The sequence below is a fragment of the Leptospira kobayashii genome (genome assembly GCF_003114835.2).
In the GTDB taxonomy this organism is placed as follows: domain Bacteria; phylum Spirochaetota; class Leptospiria; order Leptospirales; family Leptospiraceae; genus Leptospira_A; species Leptospira_A kobayashii.
Genome location: NZ_AP025028.1, coordinates 2407147 through 2423685 on the forward strand (window position 1 = coordinate 2407147; position 16539 = coordinate 2423685).

Sequence of the window (16539 nt, forward strand, 5' to 3'; positions counted from 1 at the left end):
TATCACCCTTTGTATATAATTGAAAGATCATCAGTGTTGAATAAAAAATCCAAGATACCCAAATGGGAAATAAAATCCTTACCGATCTGAGGATAAAGAGGGTGTTTGTAATCTTGAAACAATACTTCGATTTGGTTGGATTGAAAATCATCCAAGTTCAAATAATCTTTCCCGAAGATTCCCGAAATATAAGTTTTAGCATTTAGTTTTTTACAGATGTTTAATACCAAATCGGATTTGTTTCCTTCAAACTCCAAATCACTTGCGCGAACAATTTTCGTTTTGATATTCAAATCCTTCAAGGTCCAAATCAAAAACTCATAACAGAATAAAGCAAAATCGGTATGTTCCGAATTGTATATTGATTCCAAAGAAGAGAATACTTTATCGAATCTCGGAGCTTTCCTATAATTCAGCTCGATTGTTTTGAGATGTTTTTTTCTCCAAGGAGTGGAGTTATCTATTTGAATATCTTTGATAGTCTGATCAATATGCCCTTTTAATTTGACAGGTATGGTAAGCCAAAGTTCCCCCGCGTTCGTCTTGATTTTATTCCGATTCGTAAAACTGTTTTTCTCGAACTGAACCGTATCCAAATACACGAATACATCGCTTCGGATGATTTTTTCGTAATAACCCAACCATCCGTTGAAAGCGGGCTGATGAATGCTGACAATCATCTTAATACCTTGATGATCTTTTCCAATTCGGCATCTGTCAAAGAAGGATAACAAGGCAACGATACGGTGTTCTTGGACATTCGAAGTGCATTGGGAAAATCTTCTTTTTTTCCCAAAATTTCCCAATCTTCAATCGGAACTATTGCTTTGATATCATTTTGTTTCAACTTTTCAATGACGGAAACAGGATTCTCCGAATACATCACCGAACGGTAGTAAATCGATCCGGGAACGCTCTTCATCATATTCAAACCTGCTGATTCGTATTCGTGAAAGATTTCTTTCCTCCTGGAAAGAAATCCGTTCAATTTTTTCAATTGAACTCTTCCTATCGCAGCTTGCATTTCAGTCATAGGAAAGCCGAAACGATTTGCCTGCTCCACTCTTCCGTCAAAATCAAGATAATCTTTGATCTTTGCGATCTTCGATTTATCTTTCGAAACCACCATGCCGCCTTGGCCACCGCTGGTGAGTAATTTCGTAGCATAAAAACTGAAAATACCGATATCACCGATCGTCCCGAGAGATTTGCTTTTATAAGTTCCCCCGATAGATTGACAACAATCTTCGATGATCAGAATATCCTTATCTATCTTATCCAAAGTGACAGGTTGTCCGTACAAATGAGGAATGATTGCAATATCAGGTTTGGATTTATTTAGCGCTTCAATGTCAATATTCGGTCCGTTTTTTTCAATATCCAGAAGAACTTCATTTCCCGAAGCCAATGCCACTGCATTCCGAAGAGCACTGCAAACATAACTGGGGAATGCGACCTTTTTGGATTTAGCATCTAACGCAAGCAAAGCGAGAAATAATGCGGAGGTTCCGGTGGACGTTACAACGGCAGACCCGTGATCAAGTCCCAGGTAATCGCAAAATTCGTTTTCAAACCGTTCAATTTGTTCGGAAGAGACGAGATAATTGGATCTGATGACTGCTGCGGCAGCGTCAATTTCCTCTTGTCCCAGACTAGGTCGATTGTGGTTGATCATAAAATTGAATTGTTATATCCGTTGGAAATTCGGGTTCTTCTGCCACATCCAATTTGAGAGTATATTTGATTCCGTTTTGAATGAAATAAGCGGGGTGTCCGTCTTCACAAGCTCTCAAATGGTTTATATTTTGAAGTAGAGAAGTATTTACATCCATCCGGTTATCTTCTGCTTTCCGTTTGGGATAAAAATCACCTTCCCCCGTCTCAGGAATTCCTTTCAGACCTCCCGAGGGAAATCGATTCAATATTTTTCCAATGAGTAAAAAACAAAGCTCCTCGTCCCAGACTCTCAAATGTTTAGCCAAATAATTCGGCTTCATGGAAAACTTAGCTTTCACAATGTATTCGCCTGCATCAATCTCATCATTGACCAGAATTCCGGTGATACAATATTCCTTCTCTTCTCTGATGATTGTATTGTATATGGGTGCCCAACCTTTTCCTTTGGGTAGATCCGTGGAATGAAACACCATTACATTTCGATTTCGGCCGATCCCTTTGAGAATTTTTTTATAATTCCAAAGAACGATTAAATCGTAATCGGCTGTCTCTTCCGGAACAATATCGGAAACCTCTACTTGAAATCCACCTAAGTAACGTTCGATCAACGAAGAGAGATCTGTTTCATTTAATTTATTTAATAGAAACAAAACTCTCATCAAAGTGTGATCGCTTCTCCTTTATTGAACTTTTTGGACGCCTTTGCATTTTGAAGATGTTGCCAAAAACTTGCAGGAAGACCCGCACCACCTGCGACCCTGCGCAGAGTCAAATTTTGTTCTGACAAAATTTCACCAGCTTGAATTTCCTTGGAGGCAACAATATATCTTCGGAATTCCTTTCGATTGAACAATTCCCCTTCGGTAGGCCGAACGATCGGAGTACCTAACATTTTATAGGCGGTCCGGATGTTATCCACCCAAACCTTCAACCCTTCCGGATTTTCGGAAAACCAATGATCGGGACCGACCATATTATGGTCCAAGGTAAAATGTTTCTCAAAGAAAACAGCGCCTTTCGCAACAGCTAAAGAAGATGCCAATGGCCCTTGCGTATGATCGGAAAATCCGAGAATGAGTCCCGGAAATGCGCCTCTCAGCGTATCCAATTTTTTGAGATTCACATCTTCCGGTTGAGTCGGATACAAAGAAGTGCATAATAATAAAATTACGGGAAAACCATCGAACGCATTCACCGATTCGAGAGTGTGGTATACTTCTCCTAAATTGCTCATACCCAAAGATAAAATCAGAGGTAATCCTTTTTTAGCATAGTCTTGCAACAAGGGAATATTTACAAAATCATCCGATCCGACTTTGATCGCTTCAATGCCCAATTTCAAAAGCAATTCCAAATCACCTAGATTCTGCGGAGTTGAAAGGAAAGTTATATCTGTCGCCTTACATTTGTCATAGATTTTTTGCCATTCATCCGGAGTGAATTGGTAACGAAGAAACATCTCCAACATGGACTCAGTAACTTCTTTGCCTTGCGAATAATAAGTAAACATCTGAGTCTTATCGCTTACAAACTCTTCCGCTTTAAATGTTTGAAACTTAACCGCGTCCACTCCCGCGTCTTTAGCGACTTCAATCATCTTAAAGGCGTTTTCAAGATTTCCGTTGTGATTGATACCTACTTCGGCAACTATATACGGCTGGGAATATCTGGAGATTTCTTGATTTCTAATCTTAATCTTTGTGTGATTCATAACAATACCTCGTAGACTTCCTGGAGAACATGGTGCATAAAAAAGTTTTTACCCGATGCTTTTCCAAGTAATGTGATGTTTGAAAAATTTTCTAAAATTTTATTGCGTTGAATTTCACTGTCTTCTACAAACTTGTTCGTATAAATGGGAAATCCGTTACTAATTTTAATGATCTTTTCCGAAAGAACCGAATGACCTTTATCAATTAGATTCATTTGAATCAATTCATCCAATACCTTGGATTTTAAAGCGGCAAGGTCTCCGATTTCCCGATCAAGAACTTCTACTGTCAGATTAAAGGGGCCTGAATCAGGTCTCTGTTGTAAATTAGGATATAATGTAATTCTAAAGCTTTTGAATTCCGGCTGATTGCAATATACGAAATAATTGTCAGTATTGAATCTCTTATTAAAAGTGAGATTCAAAAGACACATTCCTTGAAATTTCGGCGCTTCACCGGGAATAGGCATTTTCTGAGTCATATAGAACAAGGAAGGAGGAATCGTCCAAATCAATCTGTCTATTTCAAAATCACCTTTATCGGTTTTCACTTTCTTAAGAACGGAACCGTCGGTATCCAAAGATTGAATCGTAGTACCCGTTAGTATTTCCACTCCGGCATCTTTTGCTTTTTTACCAAGCAACTCGATCCATTTGCCAATCCCTCCCTGTTTGGGATAAAAATTGGTTTTGCCCCCCGAACCTTCGTTGAAACTATGAAATGCGATTTTGCGATCAAAGAAGGCGGATTTTTTTATTTCTCTTGAAAACAAAGGATCGCCTAATATCAAACGTTGGTATCCGAACAAAGTGTGCACCATCGGATGAAGATTGACCAGATCTTCCGACATTAATTTCTTTATCACAGGCGCGAAAAATGATTCAGTCAGTGTATTTCCATATTCATGCCTTAGATATTCATCCGCATTTTTGCATTTTTGTATCTCAAAATCAGGAAGATTTAAAATTTCGAAAAATGCGGATTGGAGAATATCCTTTGGGAAATGCGGAATATAAGGTAGTTGGGACAAATTGTACATCTTTCCGGACGTATAATTGCACGGCTTTAAGATATCCAAATAATGCCATTCGTTTTCCGTCATTCCTCCGAAGAGAATTTCATCCAAAGCGGAATTCCCGAATTGCATAGGAACATGAGTTCCGAAATCATAAGAGACTCCCGCATCATCCGTAAAGGAACGAAGAAGACCGCCTAACGATTCATCTTTTTCAATCAAAACGACTTTTTTGTTTTTTTTCGCGAGAAGAATCGAGGCAACAACACCGGCGAGTCCACCGCCCACTATAATCTGGTTCATAATATTCTAATTTCCTATAAGCCCGAGAAGACTTTTTATAAATCTTTGATTTCCTTGTCCGTCAATGGATCGGCGACAAACTTCCGCTAACTTTCTTCTGGTTTCAAAATCCGAAACCAATTTCAAGTTAAAGTTCAAAAGATCGTGCCATTCCTTTTTTAAATAATTTCCTGTATGCAGAATCGCTTTTATTCCAAGCCATCCTTCTATATTCGATTGTTGATTATCATCTGTCATAAAACTGATCATCGGTACACCCAGCCTAGCCAATTCATAAGTAGTCTGACCTGCGGCAGTGATGGCCAAGTCGATTTTCGACATGACTTCAAACATCTTATCCGCATTCGGTTGCAAAACCAATTCGACATTAACATCCGCTTCTTTTTCAATTTCTTTCAGGTTATGAAAAGAAGGCCCTATGATGACGTATAATTTCTGAAACGGATAAACCTTTCTGATCTCTCTGATCAAAACAGGTGTTAAATTTTCGGAATCACTGCCACCCGTGCTAAGCAGAATCGATTCGATTTTTTCGGAAGGAATTCGAATTTCAATATTACGTCGAAAAGGTTTCCGAAGTAATGCATATTCCCCTCCGGCAAAAACTTTATAAGTTTGCGGATAAGGAAGGAACTTTCCACTCAAACTAGGATTGAAAATAATAGAATTTTTCGGATAGGTAATCCTGATCGTATCGTCCAAACATACTATGTTTTTGCTATACTTCGCAATTAAAGAATAAGCATCTTCACTAGCAAGATAGGAATCAACGAAAGAAACGATCGGCCTCGTTTCTTTCAGAAAAGACTCAAGGACATTCAAGGAAATCCAACGACTTTTATTAATCCGATACCCACTTAAAAAATCTTCAGCGGTTCCATCATGATTTAACACAAAAACAGGATTTTTATCTTCTAAAACAAGTGCATCATACAAAGATGAACATCTTGTAAAATGACCAAGCCCTGTTGAAGAAAGAAGCTCAGTGAAAATCAGATATCCCATACAAAGATCTTGAATACTTATATTTGAATTCCGCGATTTCCCAATCTTCCAAGTTGTCTATGTCTTGGGCTTCCATCTCTTTCAAAATGATGGGAGAACTTTTTTCCATCCATAACTCTTTCGTTTTCGAAAAACTGTTCACATTTAAAAAATAAAACTGGCCCGCATCAAAATACGAAGTAGGCAAATCCTGAGATCTTTTGTTCAAATTTTCAGGCCATCGCATAGCGACAAATCCATGGTCATTCACAACTAACGATCTATCGATCGGAGAGGAATACCGAAGAACAGGAAATACACTATCCAGCTGATTTTCTTGCAATAAGCGATATGCTTCGATTAATCTATGTTTACCGAGCAAAGGGGACGTAGGATAAAGACAGCAACAATATTGAAAATTTCGACCTATCTTTTTGTATTCGTCCAAAACTTCCAATAAAACTTCGGCAGTTCCCGAATAATCATCCGAATTTGCCTCAGAGCGGAAAAAAGGAACCTTGGCACCGAACCGAATCGCAAGGTCGGCAATCTCTTTATCATCGGTTGAGACCATTACTTCGTCGAATATTCCGGAATCCAAAGCAGTTTGGATCGGATAGGCAATCATCGGTTTTCCGGCAAATTCCTTAATATTTTTTCTAGGAATCCGTTTGGAGCCACCCCGGGCAGTAATGATAGCGACTGCTTTTTCCATTAGTCTTTAAGAATACTCTGAATTACGAAATCCTGTTCGGAATCGCTCAAACTAGGATACATGGGAATGCTTAAAGCCTCTTCGTAATACTTTTCCGCCAATGGAAAATCACCTTTCTTAAATCCTAGGGACTTGTAATAAGGCTGCAGATGAAGAGGAATATAATGAACTTGAGAATAGATGGAATTGGCTTTCAGCTTTTCATATAATTCTTTTCTATCTTTAGTTTGAATTATATACAGATGATAGGCATGTCCCGGATAATCTTTAAAAGTAGTCAGTGGCTTAATCTGTGGTTGGTTTGAAAAAGCAAGATCGTATTTTTCAGCAATCTCTCTTCTTCTCGCCAAACCTTCGTTTGCACGATTTAATTGAGAAACACCCAAAGCCGCCAAAATGTCGGGGATTCTATAATTATAACCAAGCTCCTGCATTTCATAATACCAACCTCCTTGTGCGATTTCTTCGGAAGAAAGTCGAAATCGATTGGAATCTTTGGTGATTCCGTGCGTTCTAAGTAGTAGGAGTTCTTCGTAAACTTCTGCGGAATTTGTAGTAATCATTCCCCCTTCCCCGCAGGCTATGTGTTTCACAGGGTGGAAAGAAAATACACTAGCATCCGCATAACGACCGTTTCCACAGAATGATTTTTCTCCGGCAACATTCGTAAAATACCCACCAGGGGCATGACATGCGTCTTCCAGAATCCAAAGACCGAATTCATCCGCTATCTTTCTAGCTTCTTCCATATTTACGGGACAACCCGCCAAGTCTACGGGAATCAGTCCCGAATAACTTCCTTTAGGAGAAGATTCCAAAAGTTTACGGACTTTTTTCAAATCAATGAGTGCCGTATCAGGATCAATATCCGCAAATTCAACTTCAGCACCTACATATAACGCGGAATTTGCGGAGGCCGCAAAAGTGATAGGAGTTGTAATGATTTTTTGTTTTGGTTTTAAGCCGAGCGCCAATACGGAAAGATGCAATGCAGTAGTACCGTTTGATACGGCTACAGCATACTTGGAACCTACATAGTTTGCAAATTTCTGCTCAAATTCAAGTATCTTCGGACCTTGTGTTAAAAAATCGGATTTTAAAACCTCAACTACCGCCGAGATATCTTCTTCCGTAATATTTTGTCTGCCGTAAGGTATTGGCTTATTCATATAAATTAATCTTTGTTATTTCAATTAAGGTCAGGATTAAGTATTTTCCGAAATCAGTTTTTTGAGATCGGGAACGCTCAGCCATTCGGAGTTTTCACCGCTATTGTATCTAAAGCCGTATTTACAAAACTCACCTTTGAATGTTTTCTTAAACTCATCAATGCTCCAAGTCGGTTGGAAGGAAGGTAATATGACAAAATACTTTTCAAATTCCAAAGTGTTCAAAGCGTCCGTTTCAGTGATCATTTCTTCATGAATTTTTTCACCGGGACGAATTCCTATGATATCCTTTTTGCAGTCAGGGCCGATCGCTTCAGCGACATCCAAAATCCTGTAACTTGGTATTTTAGGAACAAACACTTCCCCACCCCACATATTCTCCAAGGCAAACAAAACCAAATCCACTCCTTCGCTGAGAGTGATATTAAAACGGGTCATCTTCGGATCGGTAATGGGCAATACTCCCGTATTTTTCTTTTCCAAGAAAAAGGGAATCACACTTCCACGGCTTCCCATTACATTGCCATAACGTACCACGGAAAGTTTGATATCGTGACTTCCGCGATAAGAGTTTGCCGCAACAAAGAGTTTATCCGAACAAAGTTTGGTAGCCCCGTACAAATTGATCGGAGCGGCAGCTTTGTCCGTAGAAAGAGCGACTACCTTTTTCACACCTTTCTCAAGGCATGCTTCTATTACGTTTTGTGCACCCAAGATATTCGTTTTGATCGCTTCGAACGGATTGTATTCCGCTGCGGGAACCTGCTTCAATGCCGCGGCATGAATGACGATATCAACTCCGTCTAACGCATAATCAAGCCTGGATCTGTCCCGAACATCTCCCAGAAAATATCTGATTTGAGGATAACGGGAAGGACTGAACTCCTGAGCCATCTCAAATTGTTTCAACTCATCACGAGAAAAAACGATTACCTTTTTTATTTCAGGATATTTTTCCAAAATCGTTTTCACAAATTGTTTTCCAAACGATCCGGTTCCGCCGGTAATTAAAATTGATTTGTTTTTAAGCATTCCATTTTTCCAGTATTAATTCTAATAACATAACTTCAGAGCACATCCGCAAAACCTTTTCTGGTTTTTTGAAACCACCAATAACCCAGTATAAGAAGACAAAGACCCAGAGCGGTATAAGCAGCTAATACATTCCAGTTGGGATATTTTCCGAATATCATGACGGAGCGCGCATCTTCCAATAAATAAGCCAGAGGATTTGCAAGCATCAAGTATCTGAATTTTTCAGGGATTCGATCCAAAGAAAAAAATACCGGGCTTGTAAATAATAAAATAGTAATGATGTGGGTCATAAAATATCCTATATCGCGTAAAAAAACTCCCAAAGAAGCTAGGATATAGGAAATCCCGAGAGAGATCAAAACCAAAGGAATCACCACCAATGGTAAGAGCAGTATCGTTACGGGAAGTGCCAAATGAGCGATTCCGTAAAATAAGAGAAAAACACAAAGACTGATAGCCGAATGAATCAAAGCGGATAAAAGATTGATGATAGGTAAAATCTCCAAAGGAAACACTACCTTCTTAACAAAGTTAGGTTGGCTTACAATCAAAAGAGGCGATTCTTTCAGGATTTCACCGAACAAGTTGAATATGGTAAGGCTTGCAAACAGAATCAATGCGAAGTCGATATGACCTTCCTCTTTGAGTCCCCATTTCGCTTTAAACACAACACTGAATGCAAAAGTATAAATCCCCAACATAAACAAAGGATTGATAAAAGACCAAAGCAATCCGAAAAAAGACCCTTTGTATTTTCCCAATAAATTACGTTTTGTCATTTGCAAAACAAGCTGACGGTTCTTAAAGACGGACAGGATTAAACTTTTCAAAGAGGTTGGATGATTCATATTGATAATGGAAGAATAGAGTCGGTTTGATCCGGACAGGTATTACCTTTCCACTCCGCCTGTTTTGCAAAAATCATCATAAGCCACGCTAATCCCCTCTCTCAATTCCACTTGGTGTTTCCAACCCATCTGATGCAATTTGGATACATCCAAAAGTTTTCTGGGAGTTCCGTCAGGTTTTGTCAGATCAAAAGTCAATTTACCGGAATAACCTACTACATCTTTAACTGTTTCAGCTAGTTTCTTGATACTGACTTCAATCCCGGAACCGACATTCACATGTTCTCCGCCTTTCGGATCACCTGTTACATCGTAGTTTTTCATAAGATAAACGCAAGCCCGCGCCATATCATCGGAATATAAAAATTCTCTCAAAGGTTTGCCGGTTCCCCAAACCACCACTTCGGGTGCGTTCGTTACTTTCGCTTCATGGAATCTTCTGATAAGTGCGGGTAAAACGTGCGAGTTTTGAGGATGGTAATTATCTCCCGGACCGTAAAGATTCGTAGGCATCACAGAAATATAATTTGTACCGTATTGCCTGTTATAACTTTGGCACATAATGATCCCTGCGATCTTCGCAACCGCATAAGGTTCGTTCGTTGGTTCCAGTTTTCCGTCCAAAAGTTGACCTTCGTCCATCGGTTGTTTTGCGAATTTGGGATAGATGCAGGAAGAGCCGAGAAATACCAACTTCTTTGCCTGATAACGGTAACAAGCATCTATGATATTGTTTTGAATTTGAATATTAGAAAAAATGAATTCGGCAGGAAAACTGTTGTTAGCATGAATCCCCCCCACTTTCGCAGCGGCCAAAAAAACATAATCCGGTTTTTCTTTTTCAAAGAAAGAACTCACCTTTCCCTGGTCCGTCAGATCCAGCTCAGTTCTTGTTTTTCCTATAATATTGGTAAATCCTTCCAGTTGCAAAATGCGAACCAGAGCAGAACCGACCAAACCTTTGTGACCTGCAACGTATATCTTTGAATTTAAATCCATCTATTCCTCGGTTTTTAGAAGTTCGACTTCTTTCTTAAGCTCTTCATATTCCTTCTTTTTGATTTCATAAAATTCGCGAAGAAGCCTTGCTTTTTCTTCGATTCCATGAGGAGTCAAAAGATACGAGTATGCCAGTTTGTTTTTGTTATTTTTAAAGTTTTGGATTTTTACCCATCCCTTATCAATCAAGGCACGCAGGCAATAATTGACCTTACCAAGACTAATCCCGAGAACATCCGCAGCTTCTCTTTGGGAAAGGTTCGGATTATCATCCAACAACTTTAAAAGTTTATAATTATGTAATTCAGCCAATTCAGACATAAAATCGAATTTCGAAACAGAGGGTGCATAGCTTCGCCCCATGAGTCCCATTCTTATAAAAAAACAAGAATTCCACCCATGTTCAAAAGTTGAACTAGATAAGGCAAGCAGTTTTGTTCAAAGTTTGAACAAAGAATATATGGGACATAATACTTACGGGGAAAGGGCTAAATGACGGAAATAGGACAGCGCAGTTTGTGATAGAAAAAGTTTTTGGCTTTCGAAACCGAAATGATTCAGAGCTTAGGGAACAATTTCGATTTCTTACCTTTTGACCAAAAAAAAGAGCCGTTTTTCTTTTCCCCTATTGTTTCAAAATAAAGGGAGTTATCGATCAAATACGCCCGATCGGAAATAGCGAGTGCTTTGGGAAACAAACGAATAGATCTGGAATACCTTTCGTTAATCTTTGCATAAGAAACATTATGACCACCTAGCCTAACCCTTAAGTTGACTCTCTGAATATTGAGTTCGGGATCTCGAGTAAAAACAAAATATAGATAAGTTTGATAGCCGTTCTTTTTCGCTTCTTTGAGTATTGAAATTTTAGAATCATGACTCATTACGGTTTCAAAACAAAACGACTGTTTAGTTAATAGTAGTTTATCAACGAGGTAACTTGCTATAAAAGAGGCCGTATAAGAATTAATCCCTTTCGATTTAACTCGTAAAACTCCATTTTTCAACTGAAACCAATCATTTAATTGTTTGATTGATTTGTTATTCCACAAACCGGAAGAAATAACATGTAGAAAAAATTCCTCTTCCGTGGTGGAAATTCTATATGCGTTGAATACAAAATACTTTCTGGTCCTAAGTTCAGCTTCAATCCTATCTGCGCTTACATAAACTTCAGTATGGATGATTTTTCTGTTCCTAAGATAATCGTATAATGAACTTTTTCCCGACCCGTTCGGTCCGGCAAACATGCGAAAACGAGGTATCACTTAATTTTTCTGGGTTGTCTGGAAATATTTTTTTTAGCGGGTGGTTGCACCTGTTTTTGCGTGGATGATGTAACAATGATTTCACTCTTATCTTTGTAGACAAGAACTACATTACCGTCCTTGAGAATTGCAACAGGCAGGTTTTTTTTAAATGCTTTCCTGCGAGCGGCATCAGCCGCTCCTTTTAGGACTTCCGGAGTCAATTCAGAAGATTTTTTTTTTGCCACGTTTTAAAATTGATCCGATTCTATGATTTGTCAACCAAAAAGGTCTTTGGCTTTTCGCCTATCAAAACATCCGATCACACCTAACCACAAGAATATCTATCTACCCTATTTCTTAGACAAATACCATTCCACAGTTTTCTCAATACCGGATTCGAAGTTTTCTTCCGCCCTCCAACCCAGTTCGGTTTCGATCTTGGTCGCATCAATCGCATAACGAAGATCATGTCCAGGACGATCGGCAACATAAGTGATTTGCGTTTTATAACTTTTACCGTCCGACTTCGGTTTTTTCCTATCCAAAATCTCGCAGATTTTATTTACGATATAGTTATTGTTCCTTTCGTTACGACCGCCGATATTATAAGTCTCGCCCGCCTTCCCCGTGTGAAAAGCAAGATCGATTCCTTTGGCATGATCCAAAACATACAACCAATCACGAATATTAGTTCCTTGTCCGTATACGGGGATCGGTTCACCGGATAGACTTTTACGGATTACCGTAGGAATCAGCTTTTCGGAATGCTGTTTCGGTCCGTAATTATTGGAACAGTTCGTAGTAACAACATTCAATCCGTATGTGTGATGATAGCTACGGACTACAAAGTCGCTACCCGCCTTACTTGCGCTATAAGGAGAATTCGGCGCATAAGGTGTGGTTTCGGAAAACAGGCCTTCAGTCCCCAAAGTTCCGTACACTTCGTCCGTGGAAACGTGAAGGAAACGGGAATTCTCGTAACCGGATTTGAAATGAAACGGTTTGTCCATCCAATACTGGTAAGCCTCGTGCAGTAAAACGAAAGTTCCGATCACATTCGTTTGCAGGAACACTTCTGGGTTTTTGATCGAATTATCCACGTGGCTTTCTGCGGCAAAATGAACTACTCCTCGGATGTCCTCTTTTTGGAAAAGATCTCGGATTAGATTTTTATCCTGTATATCCCCTTTGACAAATTCGTAGCGAGGATGGCCACTTAACTCACGTAAGTTTTCCAAATCACCCGCATAAGTCAAAAGATCCAAATTGATGATTTTAAAATCCTGGTTTTTCTCAATAAAAAAGGGAAGAAAATTGGAGCCTATGAATCCCGCTCCGCCGGTAACCAAAATACTTTTCAAGACTATCTCCTATTCTTCCTATCTGCAATATTGATTTTAGAATCGATTACGTACAAAGGCCGACCTTTCACCTCTTCGAAAATACGAGCGACATACTCTCCCAAAATTCCTATCGCAATGAGAATCGCACCGCCTATAATACAAAGCAAAGTAACTACAGTCGCCCATCCGGGGTTGTAAACAAAGTTAGGATAAAGCCCGGAATAATACATCAGCACTTTTACTACGGCGCTTATCCCGACCAAGAATCCTATAAATGCAATGAATATCCCGAAAGATAAACTGAACCGAAGTGGCAAAGGAGAAAAAGAAACCGCAGCGTTGATCGCAAGACGCAACATCTTCCTAAGAGGATATTTGGTTTCTCCCGCAGCGCGCGGAGCCCTCTTATAAATAACAGGTGTTTGCGGAAAGCCGACCCAAGCACCCATCCCCCTAAGGAATCTGTGATTTTCCCTCATATCTTTCAAAACATCCAGGCATTTGCGGGAGATCAGTCGGAAATCTCCCGAGTCCAAAGGTAAATCCTTATGAACCAGAATCTTCATCAAACGATAGAACAGCCAAGCGGATGCAGTTTTAAAAAATGTTTCCCCCGCTCTCTCTTCCCTTCTACCGTAAACCACATCATAGCCTTCTCTGTATTTGGCGAGCATCTCCAAAATCACTTCAGGTGGATCTTGCAAGTCCGCATCCATAATGACAATCGCCTCACCCAAAGCATGATCCATCCCGGCTGTAACAGCAATTTGGTGGCCGAAATTTCTCGCGAAACTGATGACTTTGATTCTTTTATCTTTGTTTGCCCAGGAAATCAAAAATTCTATCGTTTTATCAGAACTTCCGTCATTCACAAGAATGACTTCCGTATTTGCAGGAATTTTAGGCAAAATCTCATTCAAAGAATCTTGCAGGAAAGGAATCACTTTTTCTTCGTTATAACAAGGTATAACTAAAGACAGAAGTTTCGGATTTTTTCTTTTGGTTAAAGAATAATAGGTTGCCACTTTGTTTTAAGCTCCGCTCAAACTTTTCATACACTCTTTCAAGCTGTCTTTCCAATGGGGAATGGAAATTTCCAAAGAAGTTTTGATCTTGGATTTGTTTAGTAAGGAATAATGCGGCCTCTTGGCCGGTGTAGGATAATCTTTTGTTTCTATCGGCAATACACGTGAGTTGTTTTTGCTTATATCAACGATCTCTTTTGCAAAATCGTACCAACTTGCCACACCTTCATTCGAATAGTGAAATATTCCCGGTGTAGGTTTCAAGAGAAATGAAATACAAACACCTGCTAAATCGTTAGCCCAGGTAGGAGTTCCCACTTGATCAAATATCACTTTCAATTCAGGTCTTTCACTTGAAAGTTTGAGAATTGTTTTCAGAAAATTTTTGCCATACTTCGAATACACCCAGGAAGTGCGAACGATCGTAGCATTCGGGTTGGAAGATAAAACAAAATCCTCTCCTTCCGACTTGGTTTTTCCATAAACCGAAACGGGAGATTTCAAATCTTCTTCCTTATAGGGAACCGAAGAGTTTCCATCAAACACAAAGTCTGTGGAAAAATGAATGAGATAAATTCGATGTTGAAAGGATAATTCCGCCAAAAGTTTCGGAATCAGAACATTTCCCTCACTCGCTTTCTCTTTTTCCGACTCCGCCAAATCAACTGCGGTGTATGCAGCCGTATTGATGATGGATTGGATTTTTTTTTCCTTCAAAAATTTATCTACTTCGTTTGCATCGGAAAGATTCAAACCGGATCGGTCTACGAAATGAAAAACAAATCGATCGGAGTATTTTTCGGAAATATCCTTCAGCTCGGAACCAAGTTGTCCGTTAGCGCCTGTTACAAGTACATTATGCATATAGATTTTCGGTATAAGTGAACAGATCCGAATCTTTCAGTAGTTTTGCCTGAATGTCTTTTTCCGAGAGTTGGACATCTTCCAATTTTACCTGCCAATCCACTCCGATTTCAGGATCATTCCAACGAATGGATCTATCGGCTTCCTTTGAATAATAATTATCCACTTTATAGGAAAACACGGCAGTATCGCTTAATACTACGAATCCGTGAGCGAATCCGCGAGGTATGAATAATTGTTTTTTGTTTTCATCAGACAATTCCACAACGATGTGTTTTCCGAAATTGGGAGATCCCTTTCGAATGTCCACAGCCACATCCAAAACACGGCCTTTTATGATGCGAACCAATTTTGTCTGAGCGAAAGGAGGCAATTGGTAATGAAGACCACGTAACACTGATTTCACGGAAAGGGATTCATTGTCCTGAACCCAGTTGATTTTTCGAATTTTTTCAGTCAGTATATCATCCCGAAAGCTTTCGAAAAAATAACCCCGATGGTCGCCTAAAACCTTAGGCTCGATCAAATAGACATCTTTTAAACTTGTTTCTGTTATTATCACTGGATTTTACTTTTTGCCGCTGGTGTTTTTTCTTTCGATTAACTTCAATAAATACTGGCCGTATTGGTTTTTTTTGAGGGGTTCCGCGAGTTTCAATAATTTTTCCCGATCGATATATCCCATTTCAAAGGCGATTTCCTCGAGGCAAGCGATCTTCAAACCTTGCCGCCTTTCAATCACCTCAATAAAGTTAGATGCTTCTAAAAGACTTTCGTGAGTTCCTGTATCAAGCCAGGCATATCCGCGACCCATAAGTTTTACATCCAATTTACCGCGATCCAGATAAACCTGGTTAACCGTAGTGATTTCCAATTCTCCCCTGGCGGAAGGTTTGATTTCCTTTGCCACCTTCACCACATCGGAAGTATAAAAATAAAGCCCGACTACCGCATAATTACTCTTAGGTTGATTTGGTTTTTCTTCGATTGACAATGCTTTGCCGGTAGAATCGAATTCGACAACTCCGTATCTCTCCGGATCGTTTACAAAATAACCGAATACGACGGAAGAACCTTCTTCCTTTACCTTTTTCACGGAATTGCGGAGTAAATCGGTGAGCCCATGTCCGTAAAAAATATTATCCCCCAAAACTAGACAGGCGTCATCCCCATCCAAAAACTCTTCTCCTAAAAGAAAAGCTTGTGCCAAACCGTCCGGTGAAGGTTGCACTTTATATTCGATTCTTAAACCCAGATCGGATCCGTTCCCAAACATTTCTTTGAACCGGTCCGTATCCAGAGGTGTGGAAATGATTAAAATCTCCCGGATGCCTGCAAGCATTAGTACGGACAAAGGATAATAGATCATAGGTTTGTCGTAAACGGGAAGCAGTTGTTTTACAACTCCCCTGGTAATTGGATACAGTCGGGTCCCAGATCCGCCGGCAAGAATGATCCCTTTCATTTGGTTTTGTTACCTTTTCTCTTTTCAGGCCCAAGAGCAAAGCTTCGCCCCTTAAGTCCCATGTGCTTTTCAAAATGTAAAACCGAGCACCATCCGTCAAGCAAAGCGTTCAATCACTGAACTCTACTTTCCGGG

At 39.6% G+C, this 16539-nt stretch carries 19 protein-coding genes; all 19 read right to left on the reverse strand.

Translation table 11 applies throughout. The features are described from left to right. Nucleotides 1-2: 2 nt before the first annotated feature. The 19 genes from DI077_RS10785 to rfbA all read right to left on the reverse strand — a co-directional run bounded on the left by DI077_RS10785 (nt 3) and on the right by rfbA (nt 16404). Nucleotides 3-680, reverse strand: a complete 678-nt coding sequence (locus DI077_RS10785) for a WbqC family protein (RefSeq protein ID WP_109019382.1) — start codon at nt 678-680, stop codon at nt 3-5. Then, nucleotides 677-1675 carry a DegT/DnrJ/EryC1/StrS family aminotransferase gene (locus tag DI077_RS10790; RefSeq protein ID WP_109019381.1) on the reverse strand — a complete coding sequence of 333 codons (999 nt, stop codon included), beginning with the start codon at nt 1673-1675 and terminating at the stop codon, nt 677-679. The genes DI077_RS10785 and DI077_RS10790 overlap by 4 nt, the downstream gene beginning before the upstream one ends. Then, nucleotides 1653-2336: a formyl transferase gene (locus DI077_RS10795; protein WP_109019380.1), complete on the reverse strand. Its 684-nt coding sequence runs from the start codon at nt 2334-2336 to the stop codon at nt 1653-1655. The genes DI077_RS10790 and DI077_RS10795 overlap by 23 nt, the downstream gene beginning before the upstream one ends. Next, nucleotides 2336-3388 (reverse strand): N-acetylneuraminate synthase family protein, encoded by a 1053-nt coding sequence (locus tag DI077_RS10800; protein WP_109019379.1) that lies wholly within the window; start codon nt 3386-3388, stop codon nt 2336-2338. Before DI077_RS10800 ends, DI077_RS10795 begins: the two co-directional genes overlap by 1 nt. Then, a complete protein-coding gene (locus tag DI077_RS10805; RefSeq protein ID WP_109019378.1) occupies nt 3385-4707 on the reverse strand; it encodes an NAD(P)-binding protein in 1323 nt (440 codons plus the stop codon). The genes DI077_RS10800 and DI077_RS10805 overlap by 4 nt, the downstream gene beginning before the upstream one ends. 6 nt (nt 4708-4713) lie before the next feature. After that, nucleotides 4714-5712, reverse strand: coding sequence for a PseG/SpsG family protein (locus DI077_RS10810; RefSeq protein ID WP_109019377.1), 999 nt, complete (start codon nt 5710-5712; stop codon nt 4714-4716). Further along, nucleotides 5690-6406 (reverse strand): pseudaminic acid cytidylyltransferase, encoded by a 717-nt coding sequence (gene pseF, locus DI077_RS10815; RefSeq protein ID WP_109019376.1) that lies wholly within the window; start codon nt 6404-6406, stop codon nt 5690-5692. The genes DI077_RS10810 and pseF overlap by 23 nt, the downstream gene beginning before the upstream one ends. Further along, the gene (gene pseC / locus DI077_RS10820; RefSeq protein WP_109019375.1) at nt 6406-7575 is read right to left on the reverse strand and encodes a UDP-4-amino-4,6-dideoxy-N-acetyl-beta-L-altrosamine transaminase; all 1170 of its coding nucleotides are present in this window, start codon (nt 7573-7575) and stop codon (nt 6406-6408) included. Before pseC ends, pseF begins: the two co-directional genes overlap by 1 nt. A 36-nt stretch (nt 7576-7611) precedes the next feature. Beyond that, a complete protein-coding gene (gene pseB, locus DI077_RS10825; protein ID WP_109019374.1) occupies nt 7612-8607 on the reverse strand; it encodes a UDP-N-acetylglucosamine 4,6-dehydratase (inverting) in 996 nt (331 codons plus the stop codon). A 35-nt stretch (nt 8608-8642) separates the two neighbouring features. Continuing rightward, nucleotides 8643-9458 (reverse strand): ABC transporter permease, encoded by an 816-nt coding sequence (locus DI077_RS10830; protein WP_109019373.1) that lies wholly within the window; start codon nt 9456-9458, stop codon nt 8643-8645. A gap of 42 nt (nt 9459-9500) precedes the next feature. After that, nucleotides 9501-10457 carry a GDP-L-fucose synthase gene (gene fcl, locus DI077_RS10835; RefSeq protein WP_109019372.1) on the reverse strand — a complete coding sequence of 319 codons (957 nt, stop codon included), beginning with the start codon at nt 10455-10457 and terminating at the stop codon, nt 9501-9503. Further along, the gene (locus DI077_RS10840; RefSeq protein ID WP_109019586.1) at nt 10458-10778 is read right to left on the reverse strand and encodes a MarR family EPS-associated transcriptional regulator; all 321 of its coding nucleotides are present in this window, start codon (nt 10776-10778) and stop codon (nt 10458-10460) included. Nucleotides 10779-11014: 236 nt separating this feature from the next. Beyond that, nucleotides 11015-11725: an ATPase gene (locus tag DI077_RS10845; RefSeq protein WP_135354856.1), complete on the reverse strand. Its 711-nt coding sequence runs from the start codon at nt 11723-11725 to the stop codon at nt 11015-11017. Next, entirely contained in the window at nt 11722-11952 is a 231-nt protein-coding gene (locus tag DI077_RS10850; RefSeq protein ID WP_109019370.1) for a hypothetical protein, read from the reverse strand. Before DI077_RS10850 ends, DI077_RS10845 begins: the two co-directional genes overlap by 4 nt. Before the next feature lie 105 nt (nt 11953-12057). Then, nucleotides 12058-13068 (reverse strand): dTDP-glucose 4,6-dehydratase, encoded by a 1011-nt coding sequence (gene rfbB, locus DI077_RS10855; RefSeq protein WP_109019369.1) that lies wholly within the window; start codon nt 13066-13068, stop codon nt 12058-12060. 2 nt (nt 13069-13070) lie between these two features. After that, nucleotides 13071-14075: a glycosyltransferase family 2 protein gene (locus DI077_RS10860; RefSeq protein ID WP_109019368.1), complete on the reverse strand. Its 1005-nt coding sequence runs from the start codon at nt 14073-14075 to the stop codon at nt 13071-13073. Nucleotides 14076-14081: 6 nt separating this feature from the next. Next, a complete protein-coding gene (gene rfbD, locus DI077_RS10865) occupies nt 14082-14939 on the reverse strand; it encodes a dTDP-4-dehydrorhamnose reductase (RefSeq protein ID WP_109019367.1) in 858 nt (285 codons plus the stop codon). Continuing rightward, nucleotides 14932-15501 (reverse strand): dTDP-4-dehydrorhamnose 3,5-epimerase, encoded by a 570-nt coding sequence (rfbC, locus tag DI077_RS10870; RefSeq protein ID WP_109019366.1) that lies wholly within the window; start codon nt 15499-15501, stop codon nt 14932-14934. The genes rfbD and rfbC overlap by 8 nt, the downstream gene beginning before the upstream one ends. A 6-nt stretch (nt 15502-15507) precedes the next feature. Next, entirely contained in the window at nt 15508-16404 is an 897-nt protein-coding gene (gene rfbA, locus DI077_RS10875; RefSeq protein WP_109019365.1) for a glucose-1-phosphate thymidylyltransferase RfbA, read from the reverse strand. Between the last annotated feature and the right edge of the window lie 135 nt (nt 16405-16539).

Excerpts from the sequence above, each read along its gene's own strand:
- DI077_RS10785 (WP_109019382.1), bottom strand. The coding sequence starts at position 680 with ATGATTGTCAGCATTCATCAGCCCGCTTTCAACGGATGGTTGGGTTAT.
- DI077_RS10790 (WP_109019381.1), bottom strand. The coding sequence starts at position 1,675 with ATGATCAACCACAATCGACCTAGTCTGGGACAAGAGGAAATTGACGCT.
- DI077_RS10795 (WP_109019380.1), bottom strand. The coding sequence starts at position 2,336 with ATGAGAGTTTTGTTTCTATTAAATAAATTAAATGAAACAGATCTCTCT.
- DI077_RS10800 (WP_109019379.1), bottom strand. The coding sequence starts at position 3,388 with ATGAATCACACAAAGATTAAGATTAGAAATCAAGAAATCTCCAGATAT.
- DI077_RS10805 (WP_109019378.1), bottom strand. The coding sequence starts at position 4,707 with ATGAACCAGATTATAGTGGGCGGTGGACTCGCCGGTGTTGTTGCCTCG.
- DI077_RS10810 (WP_109019377.1), bottom strand. The coding sequence starts at position 5,712 with ATGGGATATCTGATTTTCACTGAGCTTCTTTCTTCAACAGGGCTTGGT.
- pseF (WP_109019376.1), bottom strand. The coding sequence starts at position 6,406 with ATGGAAAAAGCAGTCGCTATCATTACTGCCCGGGGTGGCTCCAAACGG.
- pseC (WP_109019375.1), bottom strand. The coding sequence starts at position 7,575 with ATGAATAAGCCAATACCTTACGGCAGACAAAATATTACGGAAGAAGAT.
- pseB (WP_109019374.1), bottom strand. The coding sequence starts at position 8,607 with ATGCTTAAAAACAAATCAATTTTAATTACCGGCGGAACCGGATCGTTT.
- DI077_RS10830 (WP_109019373.1), bottom strand. The coding sequence starts at position 9,458 with ATGAATCATCCAACCTCTTTGAAAAGTTTAATCCTGTCCGTCTTTAAG.
- fcl (WP_109019372.1), bottom strand. The coding sequence starts at position 10,457 with ATGGATTTAAATTCAAAGATATACGTTGCAGGTCACAAAGGTTTGGTC.
- DI077_RS10840 (WP_109019586.1), bottom strand. The coding sequence starts at position 10,778 with ATGTCTGAATTGGCTGAATTACATAATTATAAACTTTTAAAGTTGTTG.
- rfbD (WP_109019367.1), bottom strand. The coding sequence starts at position 14,939 with ATGCATAATGTACTTGTAACAGGCGCTAACGGACAACTTGGTTCCGAG.
- rfbA (WP_109019365.1), bottom strand. The coding sequence starts at position 16,404 with ATGAAAGGGATCATTCTTGCCGGCGGATCTGGGACCCGACTGTATCCA.